Source organism: Corynebacterium sp. LaCa_70, assembly GCF_058182015.1.
Genome location: NZ_CP190914.1, coordinates 426361 through 446972 on the forward strand (window position 1 = coordinate 426361; position 20612 = coordinate 446972).

Sequence of the window (20612 nt, forward strand, 5' to 3'; positions counted from 1 at the left end):
GGCAGCGTCAAATATGGAAGAGTCGAATAGCGCAGCGCCTGAACCCGAGGCCCAGTCCGGCCCCCAGTCTGAGCGGCAGAAATCAGCCGAAGACGTCGCAGGATGGGGCGAACCGGGGGAGCGCAAACGCCGTTCCTACCGCGCCTACCGCACCCACCGGCCACTGCGATTGCGCACCTGGTTGGTGGTGCTCACGGTCCTGGTTTCCGCGTTCGGGCTTTTTGCCAGCTCATTCGCGGTGTATTCCGTGATGCGCGAGGTCTTCTACCAGCGTGTCGATGATGACCTGACGCAATCGATGGACGGCTGGGCGCAAAACTCCGAGCTGTTTTCCGGCAACCTCTCGGCCAGCCCGCCGACAGACTATGCCGTCATCCATATCTTCCCGGATGGCTCCTCGCGCGTATATAACGACCGTGACACCCTGCCACAGATCAATAACCTGGTGATCGGTGGCGGCCCGCGCAGCGTTCCCAGCATTGACGGGCCCCAACAGCCAGAATGGCGCGCTATAGCGGCGCAAAAAGACGGCGTGGTCACCATCGTCGCCAAGAACCTGGAGCGAGAAAACGGACTCCTGCGTGGATTGGCGATGCTGCAAGCGCTGATCAGTTTGCTCATGCTGGGATTTTTGGCGCTGCTGTCCTTCGCGGTGATCAGACAAACGTTGAAACCACTGCAGATTGTGCAGCGCACCGCCAGCGATATTGCCGAGGGCGATCTGGACCGACGCGTGCCCAATTGGCCGCTGAATACGGAGGTCGGGCAGCTTTCGGCCGCGTTGAATATCATGCTGGAGCGCCTGCAGGATTCCATCGAATCCGCGCAATCCAAAGAGGAACAGATGCGTCGTTTCGTCGGCGATGCCTCGCATGAATTGCGCACCCCGCTGACGTCGCTGCGCGGCTACGTGGAACTGTACCGTTCGGGCGCGACCGACGATGTCGACCACGTTTTCGCCACCATCGACGATGAATCCGCACGCATGAAGCTTCTGGTTGAAGACTTGCTGGCGCTCACCCGTGCAGAAGGTTCACGCTTGGATAAACGCACCGTGGACGTGCTGGAATTATCGCTCGCGGTCGTTGGTTCGGCGCGCGCGGCTTTCCCCGAACGCACCATCGACGTGGATAATAAAACCACCGATATTCCGGTGGTCTCCGGCGACCCGGACCGCTTGCACCAGGTGTTATTGAACCTGATCACCAACGGTCTCAACCATGGTGGCCCGGATGCTTCCGTGACACTAACGCTGCGGAAAGAAACCCGTGCCGACAGTGCCGATGGAGCGGACAGTGCCAACGGAGCCGGTGCTGCGCGCAAATCCGACTACGTTTGCATTGATGTCTCTGACGACGGCCGCGGCATGAGCGAGGAAGTCGCAGGATTAATTTTCGAACGCTTCTACCGCGAAGACCCCTCGCGGGCCCGTGGTGCCGGTGGTGGCTCCGGGCTGGGGCTGGCAATCGTGAAATCGCTCGTCGACCAGCACGACGGTGAGATTACTGTCGACAGCGCGCCGGGTGAAGGCTCCACGTTTACCGTGTGTATCCCGGCTCTCGAACAACCGGGTCTAAGTACTGAAACGTACGAAGAATACGACGCTGACGCGTATAGCGACGAATTTACCGAGGAGTATGCCGACGAGCGCGCCTCAGCCCACGAAGCTGAGGGCGACTATGACGCCGGCACCAAAGACCACGGCGATAAAAACTAAATTTTGTTGCCGTCCTCATCGGTGCCCAGGGCGGCGCGCAACTTGTTGGCGGCCTCATCCATCTGGGTATCATCGGTCTGATCAGCTGGGATGACATTCGCGAAATTGAAATCATCCATGCTGTGGGCGGGGAAGACGTGAATGTGGGCGTGCGGTACTTCAAAACCGGCAATGACATTGCCAGCGCGTGGTGCGTCGAAAGCCTCAATCACAGCGTTGCCCACTTCAAAAGCCACAGCGTTCAGCCGTGCCCACAGCTCTGGGGCAATATCTGTCCACTTATCCACCTCGTCGACTGGCACGACCAGAACGTGGCCATAAGCGAGCGGCTCAATGCTCAAAAACGCCACCACGTCAGGGCTGCGGTAAACAAAACGGCCGGGCAATTCCCCATTAATAACTTTGCTAAATACAGTGCTCATGCCACCACACTACCGGGATCCGGTGCCTTATTACCCGGCACGTTCCCAGTGCAGCCTCCGTGACTAAGCTCGGTGACCACTCTCGGTGACCACTCTCAACGAGTGAGAGCAGCCATATAGAATATGGGCCATGCGTATTCTCGTACTCGGAACTGGCGGCCGCGAACATGCCCTACTGCAGGGCCTTTCCCGTGATAGCCGTGATACCCACGAACTGCACGTCTGCCCAGGCAACCCGGGCATGGAAACCCTAGCTACCCGGCATACCGACGCTGGCAGCGCCGACGACGCCGAAGCCATGGTGGCTTTGGCGCAGGAACTGCACGCAGAACTGGTGGTCATTGGCCCAGAAGCACCCCTGGTTGCGGGTGTGGCCGATGCCTTGCGCGCGGCCGGTTTTGCAGTATTTGGCCCAAACAAAGACGCTGCCCGTATCGAAGGCTCCAAGGCTTTCGCCAAAGATGTGATGGCCGCTGCCGGTGTGGCGACCGCGCGCGCCGAGCAGATCCAACCCGGTGCCAGCGATGACGAGATTGCCCAGGTGCTGCAGAATTTCGGCCCACGGTACGTCGTCAAGGATGACGGCCTGGCCGGTGGCAAGGGCGTGGTTGTCACCCAGGATTACGACGAAGCCGTCGCTCACATCCATGCCGTGCACGAAGGCGGCAACCCGGTGCTGCTGGAATCGTTTTTGTCCGGCCCAGAGATTTCTCTGTTCTGCCTGGTCGACGGCGAAGATGTGGTTCCGCTGCTGCCTGCCCAAGACCACAAGCGCGCTTATGACGACGACGAAGGCCCCAACACCGGCGGCATGGGCGCCTACACTCCGCTGCCGTGGCTGCCCGATGATGGTGTCCAGCGCATCGTTGATGAGGTCTGTCGCCCCGTAGCCAAGGAATTAGCCGCACGCGGATCCGCCTACTCCGGCCTGCTGTACGCCGGTCTGGCCTGGGGCGAAGACGGCCCGGCGGTAGTGGAATTCAACTGCCGTTTTGGCGACCCGGAAACCCAGGCGGTGCTCTCACTGCTGAAATCACCACTGGCCCCAGCACTCGCCGCCTGCGCGAATGGCACCTTGGGCGAGTTGGAACCACTGGAATGGGAAGAAGGCTCGGCCGTCACCGTGGTCTTGGCCGCCTCCGGCTACCCGGCCAGCCCGCGCAAGGGTGACCGCATTGTCTCGGATGATATTGAGAACCCAGAAAAGATTCTGCACGGCGGCACTAGCCGCGAGACCGGCGAATACTATTCCAACGGCGGCCGCGTGCTCAATGTGATTGGCAAGGGGGCAGACCTGGACGCTGCCCGTGAGGCCGCCTACGAGACCATCGGGGGCATCCAGTTGGCCGGTGGTTTCTACCGTCGCGATATTGGTGCCAAGGCTGCGCGGGGAGAAATCAGCATTTAGCGTTTACGCTGTGGCGAAATTCGTGTGATAATACACGGTGTGACGCAACAAAAAATGCCGATGAGTAATGTCCTCGCTACCCGTTATGGTTCTGCGGACCTGGTGAATCTGTGGAGCCCGCACAATAAGGTGATCTACGAGCGGCAGCTGTGGATTGCCGTGATGCGGGCCCAGCGTTCCCTGGGTATTGATATTCCTGCAGACATCATCGCGGATTATGAGAAAGTCATTGACCAGGTAGACCTGGAATCCATCGCCGAGCGCGAGCGTTCCACCCGACACGATGTTAAAGCCCGCATCGAAGAATTCAACGCGTTGGCTGGCCACGAGCACATCCACAAGGGCATGACCTCGCGCGATCTGACGGAAAACGTCGAGCAGCTGCAGGTTTATAGTTCGTTGCAGATCATCCGCGACAAAGCCATCGCGGTGGTTTCCCGCGTGAGCGAGCATGCCGCGAATTACCAGTCGCTGGTGATGGCCGGCCGCTCCCACAACGTCGCAGCGCAAGCCACCACGTTGGGTAAGCGCTTTGCCAGCGCTGCGGAAGAAATCCTGCTGGCCATTGACCGCATTAATGAATTGCTCACCCGCTACCCACTGCGCGGCATCAAAGGCCCCATGGGCACCAGCCAGGACATGCTGGATCTGCTTGGCGGTTCGCACGATAAGCTCGCCAGCCTGGAAACCGAGATCGCAGACTACTTGGGCTTTGCGCACCTGTTCCACTCCGTCGGGCAGGTCTACCCACGCAGCCTGGACTTCGATGCCGTCTCTGCCCTGGTGCAGTTGGGCGCCGGGCCGTCCTCGCTGGCTACGACGATCCGCCTGATGGCCGGCAATGAGGTGGTCACCGAAGGTTTCAAAGAAGGTCAGGTGGGCTCTTCCGCCATGCCGCACAAGATGAACGCGCGCTCCTGCGAGCGGGTTTCCGGTCTGCAAGTAGTGCTGCGCGGCTACCTGACTATGGTCAGCGACCTCGCCGGTACCCAGTGGAACGAAGGCGATGTCTCGTGTTCCGTGGTGCGCCGCGTTGCGCTGCCGGACGCGTTCTTCGCCATCGACGGCATGATCGAAACCTTCCTGACGGTATTGGATGAATTCGGCGCCTTCCCGGCCATGATCGACCGCGAATTGGAACGCTACCTGCCATTTTTGGCCACCACCCGCATCCTCATGGCGGCCGTGCGCGCTGGGGTGGGCCGTGAGACCGCCCACGAGATCATCAAAAAACACGCCGTCGCCGTGGCGCTAAACATGCGTGAAAACGGTGCGGACCAAGACCTGGTGGAGCGCTTGGCGGCTGACGACGCTTTGCCGCTGGACAAGCAGGCCTTGGACGAGGCACTGGCAGATAAGCACGCCTTCATCGGTGCGGCGGAATCCCAGGTCAAGCGCGTTCTGGCGCGGGTGACCACGCTGCGCAATGAGCACCCAGGTGCGGCGAATTACCGTCCAGGCGAGATTCTCTAAGCTACACCGAGCACCCACGCACCCGATTTCCAGGAAGGCCGTAAACCCATATGACCACGCGACCAGAACTGTCTGCGTATACCCCGATTGCCACCGGCAAAGTCCGCGATATTTACCGTATTGACGATTCCACGCTGTTGATCGTCGCTTCGGATAGGATCTCTGCCTACGACTACGCCTTGGAACCCGCCATTCCGGATAAAGGCCGGGTATTAACCGCGATTTCCGCATACTTTTTCGAGGAATTAGCCCAGCGCATGGGCGTGCGCAACCACTTAGCGGGCCCGCTGGACGACGAGCGCATCCCGGAATCTGTGTTGGGCCGCGCGATGGTCTGCCACGAGCTGAACATGCTGCCTTTCGAGTGCGTCGCCCGCGGTTATCTGACGGGCTCCGGGCTGAAGGAATACAAGCGCACGGGCGAGGTGTGCGGGGTAGCGCTTCCCGACGGCCTGGTGGAAGCTTCCAAACTGGAGAGCCCGATTTTCACCCCGGCAACAAAGGCGGAACAGGGCGAGCACGACGAAAACGTCAGTTTCGATGTGGTTGCCGAGTCTTTGGGCACGCAGCGCGCCGAACAGTTGCGTCGCGCCACCGTGGATATTTTCGCCTGCGCGCAGGAATTGGCCGCCGAGCGCGGCATCATCCTGGCCGATACCAAGTTTGAATTTGGCCTGGATGCCGACGGCCAGCTCGTACTCGGCGACGAAGTGCTCACCCCGGATTCTTCCCGCTACTGGCCCGCCGATTCCTACCAGGAAGGCCAGGTGCAGCCAAGCTTCGACAAACAATACGTGCGCAACTGGCTCACCAGCAACGAATCCGGCTGGGATGGCGAGACCACCCCGCCGACGCTTCCCGACGACGTCGTGGCAGCAACCCGGGCACGCTATATCGAGGCCTACGAGCGCCTGAGCGGCGCCAACTTCAGCGATTGGCTGGGCGGCTAAGCGTCGGCAAGCACCCCGGCTAGCGGGTGCACGAAAACCAGTATCATGTGACGGTATGGATAATTCTGGTTCTACCGTTCCGTACACCCCAGCACCCGCGCAGCCGCCACAGGCGAAAAAACACCCGGTCACCCGCAGTTTCCATGGCCGGGATTTCGTGGATAACTACGAGTGGTTGCGTGATAAAGAAGCAGAAGAAACGCTTGCTTACCTGCAGGCGGAAAACGCCTATACGGACGCGCAGACCGAACACCTGACCGGCCTGCGGGACAATATTTATTCCGAGATCACCTCGCGCATCAAACAAACCGACATGTCCGTGCCTACGCGCGCGGGCGATTATTGGTACTACGGGCGCACCGAAGAGGGCAAAGACTACGGCTATTCCTGCCGCATCCCGGTCGAAGAAGGCACTGATCCGTGGACTCCACCGAGCATCCCGGACGACGGGCCGGTTCCCGGCGAAGAGATTGTGCTGGACCTGAACGCGCTGGCTGAGGGCCACGAATTTTTCTCCCTGGGTGCATCCACGGTGACCACCAGTGGGCGCTACCTGGCATATTCCGTCGACACCGCCGGCGACGAGCGCTTTCACCTGTACGTGAAAGACCTGCAGACCGGCGAATATCTGCCCGATGAACTCACCGGCATCTTTTATGGCGCCAGCTGGGTAGGCGAGGACTACATCTTCTACCAGCGTGTCGACGAAGCCTGGCGCCCCGATACCGTGTGGCGCCACCGCATTGGCACGCCGCAGTCGGAAGACGTGCTGGTTTTCCAAGAAAAAGATGAGCGCTACAACGTCGGGGTCGGCGCCACGCGCTCCGAGAAGTACCTGATGATCATCACCTCATCGAAGATTACCTCCGAGGTCTGGGTTTTGGACTACAACAACCCAGAAGGTGAATTTGAATGCCTGTGGGCTCGGGAACCAGGCGTGGAATACGAAGTTGATCACGCCGTGGTGGCAGGTGCGGATTATTGGATCGTCACACACAACACCGCGGGCGCGAACTTTGCCGTTTCCACCGTGCCGGTGCCCGAAGGCTGTGGTGCTGGTAACGGCGCTGGCTCGGCGTCGACAAGCGCCCTGCCTGGCCTGCGCGAATTGCCGGTTCTGCTCGCCCACGATGAGGAAGTGCGCCTCGAAGACGTCGACGCCTACCGCGACTTTTTGGTGCTTTCGTACCGACGCGGCGCCATCCCACGCGCGGCAATCATGATGCTGGATTCGATCACCGACGCCACCGGTGACTGGGGCCGCTTCGAAGAAATCGAATTCGACGAAGAACTGTTCACCGTCGGTGTCTCCGGTAACCCGGAATGGGACGCACCGGTGATCCGCCTGGGCTATACCTCGTTCACGCAACCGGCGCACTTGTATGATTACCGCCCCGCCACCGGCGTGTTCACGCTGCTGAAACGCCAAGAAGTCCTCGGTGGCTACGATGCCAGCAATTACACCGCGTACCGCTTGTGGACGACCGCACGCGACGGCACCGAGATCCCAGTCTCGATTATCCACCACGCAGACCTGGACACCAGCACACCGACACCAACCTTGCTGTACGGCTACGGCTCGTATGAATCCAGCACGGACCCGGGCTTTTCCATCTCCCGGCTATCGCTGCTGGACCGCGGCATGATCTTCGCTATCGCGCACGTGCGCGGTGGTGGGGAAATGGGCCGTGGCTGGTATGACAACGGCAAGATGGATAAGAAGAAAAACACTTTCTTCGATTTCATTGACGTGGCCGACGACTTGGTGGCGCGCGGGCTTTCTGCCCCAGAGACGATGGTGGCCGAAGGCGGCTCAGCCGGCGGCATGCTCATGGGCGCGATCGCCAACATGGCCCCGGACCGCTTCGCTGGGATTGCTGCGATCGTGCCGTTCGTCGACCCACTGACGTCCATGCTGAAACCGGAGCTGCCGCTGACCGTCGTCGAATGGGATGAATGGGGCGATCCGTACCATGACCCGGACTATTACGACTACATGGCCTCCTACGCGCCGTATGAGAACATCACGGACCAGCGCTACCCGGATATCTTGGCGGTGACCTCGCTGAATGACACTCGCGTGTTGTACGTGGAACCGGCGAAGTGGATCGCGAAGCTGCGCGAGATTGCCGGTGGCGGCGAGTTTTTGCTGCAAACCGAGATGGCAGCTGGCCACGGGGGAGTCTCCGGACGCTACGGCAAGTGGAAGCAGACCGCGTTCGAATACGCGTGGACGATCAACAAAGCCACCGGGATCACAGAATAACTATGCCCAACCACCCGTCGGAATCGCGCCCGGTTACAGGCCCGGCTACATACCCAGCTACAGGCCCGGCTACACGCCCAGCCCCGCGCCGTGCGCGCCACCGCATTCCGGAAGCACCGAATACCGTGCTGCGCTGGTATCACCACGCGTTGGGCCTGCTTTTCGGCCTGATTATCACGGTGATCACCGCAGGAAAACTCAACTCGAGCGACTGGGGCTCGCTGTGGATCGCCGGGCTATTGGTGCGCGATGGTAATCGTGAGCACCTGTACAACATCGATGAGCGTGACTTCGCGCTACCGCAAGGCGAGGTGTGGTTTGAGACCATTGCCGCCTCGGATGTCTCGTCGTTTCCGCACCCATTCGTGCACGTTCCTTTCGTCGCCGATGTCATGAGCGTGGCCGTGCGCATCATGAGTTTTGATACCTCGGTGTTGCTGTTGACGGTGGCTTCCGGTTGGGCGCTGGTGGTGTTGTTGGCTTCCGCGTGGTTTTTCTGGTTTACAGAAGAAATCCCCATGGTGGTGCTGCTGGCGGGCATTCTTCTGGGGTGGGTCTCGGCAGCTTTTCAATCATCGTTGTATCTCGGGCAAACTAGCCCGCTGATTTTCGCCGGTGTCGCGTATGGGCTAGCAGCCGTCCAAGTGCACCCGGTGCGTGCCGGTCTAGCACTAGGGGTGGTGGCCTCGATCAAATTGACCCCGGTGATCGTGGTGTTGATTTGTCTGTTTTTCCCACGCGCGCGCAAGGCTGGGTTGGTGGCGATGGCGGTTGGCATGGTCGCGGTCGCGTATTCCATCGTGATAGCCGGCTGGGATGTGTTTATGACGTGGCGCCAGACCCTACAAGAAATCAATGCTGCTGCATTGGTGGCCCCGGTTAATGGTGCTTTTGCGTCACAGATCAGCACCCATCTTGTCGACGACGACAGCTTGCTTGTTGCCATCATCAACGACCCACCTTTGGTCACCAGCCTGGTGCCACGCGTACTCACCATCGCCTTAGTGGCTGTGGTGGTCTCTGCCGCGTGGCGTTCGCACGAGCCGTGGAAAATTGCCACCGTGGGCATCTTTACGACGCTAACGGCTACCAGCGGCATCTTGTGGGACCATTACACGCTCATTGCGATCATGCCACTGCTGGGAGTAGTTGCTCGCGGGCAGGGCCGGATTATTTATGCTGCTCCGCTGCTGGCATTTTTTGCTTTCCCGCCGCTGGCAGCAAGCGATTCTGATCTGTGGTTCCCGTGGTCTGCGCTGATCATTCTGGTGGGTGCGGTGATTGCGCTGTGCGTCGCGGAATTACAGCGTGATGAACCGAAGCCGGAGCGCAGGCGTTGGCGGCCCAGTCTCCAGTGATTTGTGTGTTCACGCTAGACTGGCAACGAAAACGGTGGCACGCCCACACGCCGTGGCACGCCCACACTCCGAGTCGCTAAAGGAAGTGCAATGCCCAGAGTCGTAGTCAATGTCATGCCCAAGCCCGAGATCCTCGACCCGCAAGGCAAAGCCGTGTTGCAGGCCCTGGGCCGCATCGGTGTGACGGGTGCCAGCCAGGTGCGCCAGGGTAAGCGTTTTGAACTCGATGTCGACGAGACCGTTACCGAAACCGAAATCCAGGCCGTGGCAGAAAAACTCCTGGCCAACACGGTGATTGAAGATTTTGAGATCGTCATCGAAGAACGCGACGTTGCGCAGGATGATGCGAATAACACCCGGGGTGAGCGTTAATGAGCCCAACCATCGGTGTCATTACCTTCCCGGGTTCGCTTGATGACGTCGACGCTGCCCGCGCCGCCCGCTTAGCCGGTGCCAACGTGGTGGAGCTGTGGCACGACGACAACAGCCTGCACAACGTCGACGGCGTCATCGTCCCCGGTGGATTCAGCTACGGCGACTACCTACGTTCTGGCGCGATTTCTGCGTTGTCGCCAGTCATGCAGGCCGTGATCCCAGCCGCGCGCGAGGGCATGCCGACGCTCGGTATCTGCAACGGCTTTCAGATTTTGACCGAATCTGGCTTGCTGCCAGGCGCGCTGACCCGCAACCAGCACCTGCACTTTCACTGCGTGGACACCTACCTGGAAGTAGCGAACGCTAATACTGCGTGGACGAGCGAATACGAGCAGGGGCAGAAGATCCTGATCCCAGCCAAGCACGGCGAAGGCCGCTTCCAAGCCGACGCTGCCACCATTGAGCAGTTGGAAGAAGAAGGCCGCGTCGTCTTCCGCTACACCGACAACTTCAACGGCTCGATTAACTCCATTGCGGGCATCACCAATGAGGCCGGCAACGTCGTCGGCTTGATGCCGCACCCGGAGCATGCTGTTGAAGCTTTGACTGGGCCTTCTGTCGACGGCCTGGGCATTTTCCGTTCCGCACTCAACGCTTTGAGCGCCGAGAAGCTCTAAGGAGATACACCCATGGCTCACGTCGCCAATGACGCTGCTGCGAAAAAAGTCGCCAACGATACCGTCGAACAAGCCCAGCTCAACCCTGACCAGGAACAACCCTATGCCGCACTGGGGCTAAAAGACGACGAATACGCGCGCATTAAAGAAATCCTCGGCCGTCGCCCCACCGATGCCGAGCTGATCATGTATTCGGTCATGTGGTCGGAGCACTGCTCGTATAAATCCTCCAAGGCGCACCTGCGCTACTTCGGTGAGACCATGACCGAGCAGATGTCGGAAAAGATCCTCGCCGGTATTGGCGAAAACGCCGGTGTGGTGGATATCGGGGACGGTAACGCGGTGACCTTCCGCGTGGAATCCCACAATCACCCGTCGTATGTGGAGCCGTACCAGGGCGCTGCGACCGGTGTCGGCGGCATCGTCCGCGACATCATGGCGATGGGCGCACGCCCGATTGCCGTGATGGACCAGCTGCGTTTTGGCCCTGCAGAAGCACCGGATACTTCCCGCGTGTTGCCTGGCGTGGTGCATGGCATCGGCGGTTATGGCAATTCTTTGGGCTTGCCGAATATCGGTGGCGAGACCGTCTTTGATGAATCCTATGCGGCCAACCCGCTGGTCAACGCGCTGTGCGTCGGCAAGCTGAAGGTGGAAGACCTGAAGTTGGCTTTCGCTTCCGGCAAGGGCAACAAGGTGATGCTGTTTGGTTCGCGCACCGGCCTGGATGGCATCGGTGGCGTGTCCGTGCTGGCTTCGGAATCCTTCGACGATGGCGCAGAGCGCAAGCTGCCTGCCGTGCAGGTCGGCGACCCGTTTGCAGAAAAAGTGTTGATCGAATGCTGCCTGGAGCTTTACCACGCGGGCACCGTCGTCGGCATCCAAGACTTGGGCGGTGCGGGCCTGGCCTGTGCTACCTCTGAGCTGGCCGCTGCCGGTGACGGCGGCATGGAAGTCAACCTGGATGCGGTGCCGCTGCGCGCAGAAAACATGACTGCCGCAGAGATCCTGGCCTCGGAATCCCAGGAGCGCATGTGCGCGGTCGTGGCACCAGAAAACGTGGAGCGCTTCCGCGAAATTTGTGCGAAGTGGGATGTCACCTGTGCCGAAATCGGCGAGGTTGTCGACGGCAAGCACCTGGTGATCCGCCACGGTGGCGAGGTTGTCGTGGATGCTCCGGCTTATACCATGGCCGATGAAGGTCCGGTGTACGAGCGCCCATATGCCCGCCCGGAATGGCAGGATGAGCTGCAGCAGTTCCGCGGCGTCGACAAGCCAGCCGGTGCCGACTTGTTGGCGGCCTGGAAGAAGATGCTGGCCTCACCAGCGTTGTGCTCGCGCGATTTCATCACCGAGCAATACGACCGTTACGTGCGAGGCAACACCGTGGATGCATTGCACTCGGATGCTGGCGTGTTGCGCATCGACGAAGACACCCACCGCGGCGTGGCCGTGTCCGCGGACTGCTCCGGCCGCTACACCAAGCTGGACCCGAACATGGGCGCGCGCCTGGCGCTGGCAGAGGCCTACCGCAACGTCGTGGCCAAGGGTGCCACGCCGGTAGCGATCACCAACTGCCTGAACTTTGGTTCCCCAGAAAACACCGATGTGATGTGGCAATTCCGCGAGGCCGTGCACGGTCTTGCCGACGGCGCCGTGGAGCTGAAGCTGCCAGTATCTGGCGGTAACGTCTCCTTCTACAACCAGACCGGCGAGGAACCCATCTTGCCAACACCCGTGGTGGGCGTACTTGGCGTGTTTGAAGATGTGCGCAAGGCGATTGGGCACCGTCCGGAAGCCGGCCAGAAGCTGGTGCTGCTGGGTGAGACCAAGGAAGAATTCGGCGGTTCCATCTGGCAGCAAGTCACCGGTGCCGGTTTGAACGGTCTGCCACCGCAGGTGGATCTGGCTAACGAAGAGCGCCTGGCTGCCGTGCTGACTGCTGGCGAGGCCGCTGGTATCACCGCAGCGCATGACCTGTCTGAGGGCGGATTGGGCCAGTCGCTGGCCGAGATGTGCTTCGATGCCGGCGTCGGCGCGCAGGTGGATTTGTCCGCTGTGCACGCTGATGCCACCACGGCTCTGTTCTCGGAGTCGGCGTCGCGCATCCTGGTAGCCACCAACGATGTGGAGGCCACCCTGGCAGCGGCCAAGCAGGCTGGTGTTCCAGCTGCGGAAATCGGTGCTACTACCGAAGAGCACACCATCAAGGTCGCCGAAGGCCTGAGCGTTGGTGTCGACGAGTTGCGCGAAGTCTGGGCGGCAACGCTGCCTGGTTTGTTTGGTAATGCCACCGGAGCAAACTCTGTTCTTGACTAAGAGCTAGCGCTCCGCATTTCATTAGAGCTCGGCATTCCCGCCACGGATTGTGTTCTGCAGAAACTGTGTGGACCTTCCGCGGCGGGATTTTTCTCGTCTCAAACTCGTCTAAAATAAGGGACGTGAAAAACAATGCCTCGTCTGTCTCACACGCTGTGAACCAGGACAGTCATGACCGGGGAAATCAAGACTGGCAAAGCCATGACCGGGAAGGCCTGGTCCAGCGCACCTTCTTCATGGTTGATCGTGGCCCACGCCCGGCCACCCGAGGTTGGTTCCATTCTGCGGCGGCCATCCTTATGCTGGCTGCCGCTAGTGTGCTCACGACGTTTTCGTGGATGCGCTTGGAATGGTGGCAAGCCCTCGGCGTTACCGTCTATGGCTGCGGTTTGATCGCGCTGTTTGCGGTCTCTGCGCTGTATCACCGCATCCCGTGGGGTAAGCAGAAAACTGTGCAGGCTTGGCGTCGGGCTGATCACGCCATGATCGCGGTGTTCATTGCCGCGACCTACACCCCGTTTTGCCTGATTGTGTTGCCGCAGGCGTGGTGGCTTTTGGCCATCGTCTGGGGCGGAGCGATTACCAGCGCAGTGATGAAATTCTTCTGGCTTTCTCGTCCACGCTGGGTTGATGTGGCTATTTACGTGACTCTGGGTTGGTTGATTGTGCCGCTGGTATCTGAATTGTGGACCAACGCCGGACCTGCCGTCGTGTGGCTGCTTTTGGCTGGTGGCGTGGTGTATACCGTCGGCGCGGTGGCTTATGGTTTGAAATGGCCGGGCCGTAACGCACGGATTTATGGCTATCACGAGCACTTCCATACCGCGACGATCATCGCGGCGATTTTCCACCTGGTGGCGGTGTGGATCATCGTGGCGAGTGCGTAGCCCTGAAAAGGACATGGGCTTTCCCGAAGACTGGCAGTTATTGCCAGTGTGGAGCTCTTAAAAAAGATTTTGAGGTCAAACTCTGTGAAAAAACCTGACCCTGCCAAAGCTCGCGCGGCAGTCCTCGCTATTGCGGATTGGATCGCAGCCGATTCCCCCGAGGGTGCACGTGCGGCCGGCATTGCGCAACCGAGTCGTTCTCAGCTTGCCGACGCCGTGCGCTACACCGCGCGTCTACTCGCCGCCGATGCGCCCGGGCATAGCGTCGAACTGCGGGTACCACCGTTTGTGGCGGTGCAGTGTATTGAGGGCCCCCGGCATACTAGGGGAGTGCCGCCCAATGTGGTGGAAGCCAGCCCGCATGCCTGGTTGCGTTTGGCCACAGGCCACGGCAGCTGGGATGCGCTGGTGGCTCAGGCAGACACGACGGCGTCGGGTACGCGGGCCGGTGAAATCGCGCAGTGGATGCCCATCATCAGGCTCTAGACAGGCTCTAGCCAGGTTTTAGTGCGGCGCTAGCTGGGAGCTAGGTGAGCTCGAGGTAGGCGCGTAAAAAATGCTTGTTAGCGGTTTATAGCGCCAACCGTTATGATGAACTGCGTGGTAGCCAACACGTTTACTGACCATGCTGAGCACAATGATTTCGACGATCACGGCGAAACCGAACCACGCGAAGAATGCGGCGTATTCGGAGTATGGGCGCCGGGCCAAGAAGTCTCGAAGCTAACCTACTTTGGCCTCTACGCCATCCAGCACCGTGGCCAAGAAGCCGCTGGTATGGCCGTCGGTGGGGAAGATGGCTTGCTCGTGTTTAAAGACATGGGCTTGGTCTCGAATGTTTTTGATGAATCCTTGCTTGAATCATTGCAGGGCGATGTTGCTATCGGGCACAACCGTTATTCCACGGCCGGTGGCAAGGAATGGGCCAACGTGCAGCCGATGTTCGGCACTTCCAAGCACGGCCAAGATGTCGCATTGGCTCACAACGGCAACCTCACTAATTATTTGGAACTGCGCAGCATGGCCGAAGAGCGCGGATTGATTACCGAGGGCGATACGTCTTCGGATACTGCCGTGATGTCCGCTCTGCTTGCCGACGGCGTCGGTGACGATAATTCCATTTTGGATTCCGCTGCGCGCCTGTTGCCACATGTGCAGGGCGCGTTTTCGTTGACGTTTACCGATGGCAATACTCTCTATGCGGCGCGTGATCCGCATGGTGTACGCCCGTTGGTGCTGGGGCGCCTGGAGCGCGGCTGGGTCGTGGCTTCAGAAACGTGTGCATTAGATATTGTTGGCGCGCAATTCATCCGCGAAATTGAGCCGGGTGAGTTGATCGCGATTGACGAAGCCGGCTTGCGTACCCAACGTTTCGCAGAAACCAAGCACAAGGGCTGTGTGTTCGAATACGTCTACTTGGCGCGCCCGGATTCCACGATTCGGGGCCGTAATGTGAACGCGACGCGCCTGGAGATCGGCAAACGCCTGGCACAGACGCATCCTGCCGACGGTGATTTGGTGATTCCGGTACCAGAATCCGGCACCCCGGCCGCGGTGGGCTATGCCCGGGAATCCGGCATCCCGTTTGGTCAGGGTTTGGTGAAAAACGCCTATGTGCAGCGTACTTTCATTCAGCCAACGCAGACTTTGCGCCAGTTGGGCATTCGGTTGAAGCTGAATCCGCTGCGTGAAGTCATCGAAGGCCAGCGTCTTGTAGTTGTGGATGACTCGATTGTGCGCGGTAATACCCAGCGCGCGCTGATCAAGATGTTGCGGGAAGCCGGCGCGGCGGAGGTCCACGTGCGTATCGCCTCGCCGCCGGTGAAGTGGCCATGCTTCTACGGCATTGACTTCGCCACTCCTGCGGAACTGATTGCGAATATCGGCGGTGATGATTCCCTGGAAGGCATGACAGAAACCATCCGCAACGCCATCGGCGCGGATACATTGGGCTTTGTCTCTATTGATGAGATGGTTGCTGCCACCGAGCAGCCAGCAAATCAGCTGTGCACCGCGTGCTTTGATGGGAACTATCCCTTGGGCTTGCCAGAGGGCAACTCGAATGCCGACGCCGTGCGTACGCTGCTCAACAGCGCTGAGAGTGCTGAGTAGCCAGACTGTTTGCTGCGGCGCTGCATTGCTCCGCAGAATACACCCAATAAAAGGATAGATTGAGATTATGACGAATTCTTCCCAGGCTGGATCGCAGCCGGATTCCCCCACCTATGCCGATGCTGGCGTCAGCGTCGAAGCTGGCGAGCAGGCCGTCGAACTGATTAAGCCACACGCTAAGCGCGCGACCCGCCCAGAGGTCCGCGGTGACCTCGGCGGTTTCGCTGGCCTATTCGCATTAGGTAAGTACCGCGAGCCGCTGTTGGCATCCGGCTCGGATGGCGTGGGCACCAAGCTGGCCGTGGCCCAGGCAATGGATAAGCACGACACCATCGGCATTGATCTGGTGGCCATGTGCGTTGATGACCTCATCTGCTGCGGCGCGGAACCACTGTTTTTGCAGGACTACCTGGCCATTGGCAAGGTGTACCCGGAAAAGGTGGCCGATATCGTTGGCGGCATCGCCGAAGGTTGCGTCACCGCTGGCTGCGCACTGTTGGGCGGCGAAACCGCCGAACACCCCGGCGTCATGGGCGAAAATGATTATGACGTTTCCGCCACTGCCGTCGGTGTTGTTGAAGCCGACGACGTTCTGGGGCCAGAAAAGGTGAACGAAGACGACGTCGTGATCGCCATGGCCTCGTCCGGTCTGCATTCTAACGGCTACTCACTGGCGCGCCACGTCCTGCTAGAGCAGGCTAATCTGCCACTTGATGGGCACGTAGAAGAATTCGGCCGTACCTTGGGCGAAGAACTACTGGAACCGACTCGCATTTACGCCAAAGACTGCCTGGAACTGATGTCGGAATGTTCGGTATCGGTATTCTGCCACGTCACCGGCGGTGGTTTGGCGAAAAACCTGGAGCGCGTCATCCCAGAAGGCTTGGCCGCTGATGTGTACCGCACCACCTGGACACCGGGGCCGATCTTCAAAAAGATTTCCGAAACCGGCAACGTCAGCCTCGATGCCATGGAAGAAACCTTCAACATGGGCGTGGGCATGATCGCCGTCGTCGCACCAGAAGACCGCGACCGCGCACTCGCCGTACTTACCGCGCGCCACATCGACGCCTGGGAACTGGGCACGGTTCGTGCTGCAGAACAGGGTGAGCCACGCGTCGTCATGCACGGCGAGCACCCACAGTTCTAAGCCACAGCTCTAGTGGTTCTAACCCCTGCGGGGGATAGCCCCCGCCGTCTAGCACACGCAAAAACTACCCTTACCGGAATCTACAGCGGAAACTGTAGCGGCCGGAAAGGGTAGCGGGGTAAAACTCAAATATTAAGCCCAATATGCGTGGTACGCACAATGGGCCCAGCGATTAGTCTTCGCGGTAGTCAGAGTCGTACTCGTCGTCGGAGTCCTCAGACCAACCGCGTCCCGGCGGTTGAGAAGCGAGCTCTTTCTGGAGCGAGTCCAGATCCATTGCTGGGGAGTTGTACTTCAGCTCCCGGGCAACTTTAGTCTGCTTTGCCTTCTGGCGTCCTCGACCCATAGCCATGACCCCCTTTGGGTTAAGGGCAATCCAGGGAATTCGGATGCCCCATCTGCTTTTCTATTCGTCCTGTGTTACAGGATAGAGCAAAACCGCAAAAAATTCTGCACCGGGGGAAAACTAACGTCCGCGCAACTTGTTAATAGCCGCCCTACCAGCCTTTTCGCCTTCTTCTACCGGGATAGATTCCGCATCAATACTTGCAGCGACATCACCAATGTTGACTTGTCCTGCATCCAGCGCGGAGCGTTTCACGATGCCGAGTGCGATCGGTCCATAGTCGCAATCATCAATCACGGTGCCGAGCGTGCCGACGCGTCGACCCTTCGCCTGAATCTCCGCACCCGGGCTCGGCATCGTCGGAGCCGAACCATCCAAGTGCAGCAAAACCACCAGCCGCGGGCTGCGACCCAAATTTTCTACGCGCGCGACGGTTTCTTGTCCGCGGTAACATCCCTTTTCCAGGTGCACGGCACCGATGCGTTCCCCGCGCCCAATCCAATGCGGAATCTCATGCGGGATGGATTTTTCATCCAGATCAATTGCCTCTGGCTCGAGTGCTTTGACTCGCTCGGCGGTATAAGCCATCAGCCCGATAAGCTGCAGTCCAGCACTCTCGAGTTTCTCGACGGCTGCTTCCAGCTGCTCCCGCGGTACCGCGAGATCTGTGCGGTTGGTTTCCCACAAACCAGTGGTTGGTTGTGTGCTTGCGGTCGAACCGAGCCCCGCGCCGCCAGAATTTTTCGTCGAAACCGTGCGCGAATATAGCGTCTGCGAAGGCAGTTCGATATCCACCGGGCCGCCGAGCACGGTGATGATTGCCAGGTCGGCTTCCTCAATGGTCACTTGCGACCAGAAGATCATCTTCTGCAAGAAATCCCGCAGGGAGTCGAACTGGCTGGCTTCGCAGTCGAGGTAAAAAACCAATCCCGCAGACCGCGCAGACGCATCGGATTCAGCGGTCTCGGCGGATTCAGTGTCAGTGTCAGTGGTAGCGTGAGCCTCTGCTTCGGTGGTCACCGCGATATCCATGGTGTGCAGAATGCGCCCCTGCGTATCCAAATCCAATGCGGACCCGGACCAACCAGCGGAAACGTCGTCCAGTTTTTGCGAAAGCAAATTATGCAAAAACGCGGCGGCTTCCGGGCCGGATACTTTCAACACGCGGCGGTGGGAACGATCCACGATGGCGCCGGTGGATTCAATGGCGCGCTGTTCGCTCAGCGGCTCACCGTAATGCCAGGCCACACCGGTGACATCCGGGTGTGGTGGATCCTCCTGATAAGCCATGGCATCCGGACGGTTCAGCAGTACAGAACGGTAATGCGTAGTCACACCACCATGGTAGCGCTAGATCCTTGGCATAATCCATGACATGTGTGAGCAATCTCCAGCAACGCCGTTGACACCGGTGGTCTATACCCTTGACGTGGGTGCGGGTACTTTCCGCCGCCATGATCCAGCACAACCGGTGGTCTTCTGGGACGATGCCGCGGTGACCAGGGGTGAAGCTGTTTTTGAGTCTGTGCTGGTGCGTGCTGGACGTGCGGCGAATCTGCAGCGACACCTGGCCCGCCTGCAGCGTTCTGCGCAGCGCTTGGAATTGCCGGTACCGGAACGTGAGCTCTGGGCACGCGCGACAACGGTGGCGGTTACTGATTGGCAACAGCACCTCGCTGAGGCAGGGCAGCGGGCAGGGGCGCTTGCCGACGCCAGCGGTGTTGATATCGGCGGTGTCGATGCGAAATGCACCTGGACCTATTCCCGCGGGAGGCAATCTGTTGCTGCACCTGGGATGCAACCAACCGCCTGGCTGGTGATCGCCCCGGTAACCGAATCTGTGCTGCGCCAGCGCCGCGAGGGAGTGCGCGCACAATTGGTCCCGCGCGGCTGGACGACGACGGTGGGGGCGAAAACCGTGAACTATGCGGCCACGATGTCTGCGCTACGGCAAGCGCGCGGCTTTGATGACGTGATCTTCGTGGAACCCGCCATCGGTTCGTCGGAACGCGAAGCCCGCGTGCTAGAAGGCGCGACCTCCACGGTGGTGCTGGTGCTCCGGGATGACGACGGCGTCGGCAAGCGCCGCTTGGCTACCCCTGCGGGAGATGTGCTGGCGGGTACCACGGTCGATGCTCTATTCGAGTATGCGGCAGCCCGTGGCTGGAGATGCGAAAACCGCCCGGTTACAGCAGGGGAGCTGTACCAGGCGGAATCGGTGTGGTTGATTTCCTCGGTGCGGATCGCCGCGCGAGTGACCAGCTTGGGCGGGCTTGAGGCAACTGGTGGCGATGCCGACGTCGTAGAGCTACCGGCCCCAGAAAATCACGCAGAAATCCGCGCACTGATCGAACAAGCGCTCAGCCTCTAGCAGTCGCAGTTGCAGCAGTTGCTGCAGCAGTTGCTGCAGCAGCGACCGATCAGGGCCGATCAGGGCCGATCAGGGCCGTCCGTTAACCGGCCACGCGCTGCAGCTGCGCCGACATATACGGTGCTAGCTCGCCGTCGGTGACTCGCTCGTCGACCCAACCCAGGTCATTATTCGGCATCAGGCCGTACAAACGCTTACCAGGGCCCAGTGTTTTCGGTCCGGTCTCGGTGACCATGGTGGAAGCAGATTGCAGCTCCCAAGAACGCTCATTGTGTGGCTGTCCGTACATAATCTCAACGATGCCGTCAGAAGAGGTATACGTCAGCTCCATGGCATCCTTGTTGTCGATGCGCAGGTAGCCGGTTTCGCGCCGGGAAGCGCCCGCTGGCTTGCCGTTTTCATCAATGAACCAGGTGCGGGAATCATACTTCACGTGGTTTTCGCCGTTGTGCGAAAAGATGATTTCCTGACCGAAGGTGTGCTGGCCATCGGCAGTGACCGCCTGGCCTTCACCGCGCCACACGCCAATCAGGGGCAGCACGCCCAGCAGGCCGTCGTTGAGATTTGGCCCGTAACGTAGGTTTGCCGTGTCATCCGGGACTGGTAGTTTGCCCAGGCCGGTTTGCGGGATGTTCTTGTCCGCGGTTTTTTTCGCCTGTTTTTCGGCTAGATTGATGGCCTCGTTGCCATCCAAACGCATCTGTGGATCTACTTTGTCGTTTGCGTCTTTCTGGTTTTTCGGGTTGTTCTGCTCCTCGGATGTCATAACCGTCAATTCTAC

General features: G+C 59.8%; 18 protein-coding genes. 14 read left to right on the plus strand and 4 right to left on the minus strand.

The features are described from left to right. Positions 1–13 precede the first annotated feature (13 nt). Complete coding sequence (locus ACP8MI_RS01885) at positions 14–1717, plus strand: sensor histidine kinase (protein ID WP_420361705.1); 1704 nt, start codon at positions 14–16, stop codon at positions 1715–1717. On the opposite strand, the gene ACP8MI_RS01890 is transcribed toward ACP8MI_RS01885, so the two are convergent. Beyond that, positions 1714–2139, minus strand: a complete 426-nt coding sequence (locus tag ACP8MI_RS01890; RefSeq protein WP_284589654.1) for an HIT family protein — start codon at positions 2137–2139, stop codon at positions 1714–1716. The two genes, ACP8MI_RS01885 and ACP8MI_RS01890, sit on opposite strands and share 4 nt — an antisense overlap. 130 nt (positions 2140–2269) lie before the next feature. On the opposite strand from ACP8MI_RS01890, the gene purD reads away from it, so the two are divergent. The 12 genes from purD to purM all read left to right on the plus strand — a co-directional run bounded on the left by purD (position 2270) and on the right by purM (position 17114). Beyond that, a complete protein-coding gene (purD, locus tag ACP8MI_RS01895) occupies positions 2270–3547 on the plus strand; it encodes a phosphoribosylamine--glycine ligase (protein WP_284589655.1) in 1278 nt (425 codons plus the stop codon). Positions 3548–3601: 54 nt separating this feature from the next. Next, positions 3602–5020 (plus strand): adenylosuccinate lyase, encoded by a 1419-nt coding sequence (gene purB / locus ACP8MI_RS01900; RefSeq protein ID WP_249606577.1) that lies wholly within the window; start codon positions 3602–3604, stop codon positions 5018–5020. A gap of 50 nt (positions 5021–5070) precedes the next feature. Next, positions 5071–5970 carry a phosphoribosylaminoimidazolesuccinocarboxamide synthase gene (locus ACP8MI_RS01905; protein WP_284572055.1) on the plus strand — a complete coding sequence of 300 codons (900 nt, stop codon included), beginning with the start codon at positions 5071–5073 and terminating at the stop codon, positions 5968–5970. A gap of 55 nt (positions 5971–6025) precedes the next feature. Next, positions 6026–8236: a S9 family peptidase gene (locus ACP8MI_RS01910; protein WP_284589656.1), complete on the plus strand. Its 2211-nt coding sequence runs from the start codon at positions 6026–6028 to the stop codon at positions 8234–8236. A 2-nt stretch (positions 8237–8238) separates the two neighbouring features. Further along, positions 8239–9594, plus strand: a complete 1356-nt coding sequence (locus ACP8MI_RS01915; protein WP_249606339.1) for a glycosyltransferase family 87 protein — start codon at positions 8239–8241, stop codon at positions 9592–9594. Positions 9595–9684: 90 nt separating this feature from the next. After that, positions 9685–9966, plus strand: a complete 282-nt coding sequence (gene purS, locus ACP8MI_RS01920; protein ID WP_049149862.1) for a phosphoribosylformylglycinamidine synthase subunit PurS — start codon at positions 9685–9687, stop codon at positions 9964–9966. Continuing rightward, positions 9966–10646, plus strand: a complete 681-nt coding sequence (gene purQ / locus ACP8MI_RS01925; RefSeq protein ID WP_018120821.1) for a phosphoribosylformylglycinamidine synthase subunit PurQ — start codon at positions 9966–9968, stop codon at positions 10644–10646. The genes purS and purQ overlap by 1 nt, the downstream gene beginning before the upstream one ends. Positions 10647–10658: 12 nt before the next feature. Further along, positions 10659–12965 carry a phosphoribosylformylglycinamidine synthase subunit PurL gene (purL, locus tag ACP8MI_RS01930; protein ID WP_249606340.1) on the plus strand — a complete coding sequence of 769 codons (2307 nt, stop codon included), beginning with the start codon at positions 10659–10661 and terminating at the stop codon, positions 12963–12965. A gap of 155 nt (positions 12966–13120) precedes the next feature. Further along, positions 13121–13852, plus strand: a complete 732-nt coding sequence (gene trhA / locus ACP8MI_RS01935) for a PAQR family membrane homeostasis protein TrhA (RefSeq protein ID WP_049149865.1) — start codon at positions 13121–13123, stop codon at positions 13850–13852. An 84-nt stretch (positions 13853–13936) separates the two neighbouring features. Continuing rightward, positions 13937–14338: a sterol carrier family protein gene (locus ACP8MI_RS01940; protein WP_018120824.1), complete on the plus strand. Its 402-nt coding sequence runs from the start codon at positions 13937–13939 to the stop codon at positions 14336–14338. 102 nt (positions 14339–14440) lie between these two features. Continuing rightward, positions 14441–15964, plus strand: a complete 1524-nt coding sequence (gene purF, locus ACP8MI_RS01945) for an amidophosphoribosyltransferase (RefSeq protein ID WP_018120825.1) — start codon at positions 14441–14443, stop codon at positions 15962–15964. A gap of 67 nt (positions 15965–16031) precedes the next feature. Next, complete coding sequence (gene purM / locus ACP8MI_RS01950; RefSeq protein WP_049149869.1) at positions 16032–17114, plus strand: phosphoribosylformylglycinamidine cyclo-ligase; 1083 nt, start codon at positions 16032–16034, stop codon at positions 17112–17114. Positions 17115–17286: 172 nt separating this feature from the next. Here the strand turns inward: purM and ACP8MI_RS01955 are convergent, their stop codons facing one another. Together ACP8MI_RS01955 and ygfZ are read right to left on the minus strand one after the other, a co-directional pair. After that, on the minus strand, positions 17287–17460 hold the full coding sequence (locus tag ACP8MI_RS01955; RefSeq protein WP_081604949.1) for a DUF3073 domain-containing protein: 174 nt from the start codon (positions 17458–17460) through the stop codon (positions 17287–17289). A gap of 120 nt (positions 17461–17580) precedes the next feature. After that, positions 17581–18750, minus strand: a complete 1170-nt coding sequence (gene ygfZ / locus ACP8MI_RS01960; protein WP_239211321.1) for a CAF17-like 4Fe-4S cluster assembly/insertion protein YgfZ — start codon at positions 18748–18750, stop codon at positions 17581–17583. A gap of 85 nt (positions 18751–18835) precedes the next feature. On the opposite strand from ygfZ, the gene ACP8MI_RS01965 reads away from it, so the two are divergent. Continuing rightward, positions 18836–19831, plus strand: coding sequence for an aminodeoxychorismate lyase (locus ACP8MI_RS01965; RefSeq protein ID WP_239211133.1), 996 nt, complete (start codon positions 18836–18838; stop codon positions 19829–19831). A gap of 82 nt (positions 19832–19913) precedes the next feature. Here the strand turns inward: ACP8MI_RS01965 and ACP8MI_RS01970 are convergent, their stop codons facing one another. Continuing rightward, a complete protein-coding gene (locus tag ACP8MI_RS01970; protein ID WP_049149890.1) occupies positions 19914–20597 on the minus strand; it encodes a heme-binding beta-barrel domain-containing protein in 684 nt (227 codons plus the stop codon). Positions 20598–20612: the final 15 nt, after the last annotated feature.

Excerpts from the sequence above, each read along its gene's own strand:
- purM (WP_049149869.1), top strand. The coding sequence starts at position 16,032 with ATGACGAATTCTTCCCAGGCTGGATCGCAGCCGGATTCCCCCACCTAT.
- ACP8MI_RS01970 (WP_049149890.1), bottom strand. The coding sequence starts at position 20,597 with ATGACATCCGAGGAGCAGAACAACCCGAAAAACCAGAAAGACGCAAAC.
- purD (WP_284589655.1), top strand. The coding sequence starts at position 2,270 with ATGCGTATTCTCGTACTCGGAACTGGCGGCCGCGAACATGCCCTACTG.
- ACP8MI_RS01885 (WP_420361705.1), top strand. The coding sequence starts at position 14 with ATGGAAGAGTCGAATAGCGCAGCGCCTGAACCCGAGGCCCAGTCCGGC.
- ygfZ (WP_239211321.1), bottom strand. The coding sequence starts at position 18,750 with ATGGCTTATCAGGAGGATCCACCACACCCGGATGTCACCGGTGTGGCC.
- ACP8MI_RS01915 (WP_249606339.1), top strand. The coding sequence starts at position 8,239 with ATGCCCAACCACCCGTCGGAATCGCGCCCGGTTACAGGCCCGGCTACA.
- purF (WP_018120825.1), top strand. The coding sequence starts at position 14,441 with ATGATGAACTGCGTGGTAGCCAACACGTTTACTGACCATGCTGAGCAC.
- ACP8MI_RS01965 (WP_239211133.1), top strand. The coding sequence starts at position 18,836 with ATGTGTGAGCAATCTCCAGCAACGCCGTTGACACCGGTGGTCTATACC.
- purS (WP_049149862.1), top strand. The coding sequence starts at position 9,685 with ATGCCCAGAGTCGTAGTCAATGTCATGCCCAAGCCCGAGATCCTCGAC.
- ACP8MI_RS01955 (WP_081604949.1), bottom strand. The coding sequence starts at position 17,460 with ATGGGTCGAGGACGCCAGAAGGCAAAGCAGACTAAAGTTGCCCGGGAG.
- ACP8MI_RS01890 (WP_284589654.1), bottom strand. The coding sequence starts at position 2,139 with ATGAGCACTGTATTTAGCAAAGTTATTAATGGGGAATTGCCCGGCCGT.
- ACP8MI_RS01910 (WP_284589656.1), top strand. The coding sequence starts at position 6,026 with ATGGATAATTCTGGTTCTACCGTTCCGTACACCCCAGCACCCGCGCAG.
- purL (WP_249606340.1), top strand. The coding sequence starts at position 10,659 with ATGGCTCACGTCGCCAATGACGCTGCTGCGAAAAAAGTCGCCAACGAT.
- purQ (WP_018120821.1), top strand. The coding sequence starts at position 9,966 with ATGAGCCCAACCATCGGTGTCATTACCTTCCCGGGTTCGCTTGATGAC.
- ACP8MI_RS01905 (WP_284572055.1), top strand. The coding sequence starts at position 5,071 with ATGACCACGCGACCAGAACTGTCTGCGTATACCCCGATTGCCACCGGC.
- purB (WP_249606577.1), top strand. The coding sequence starts at position 3,602 with ATGCCGATGAGTAATGTCCTCGCTACCCGTTATGGTTCTGCGGACCTG.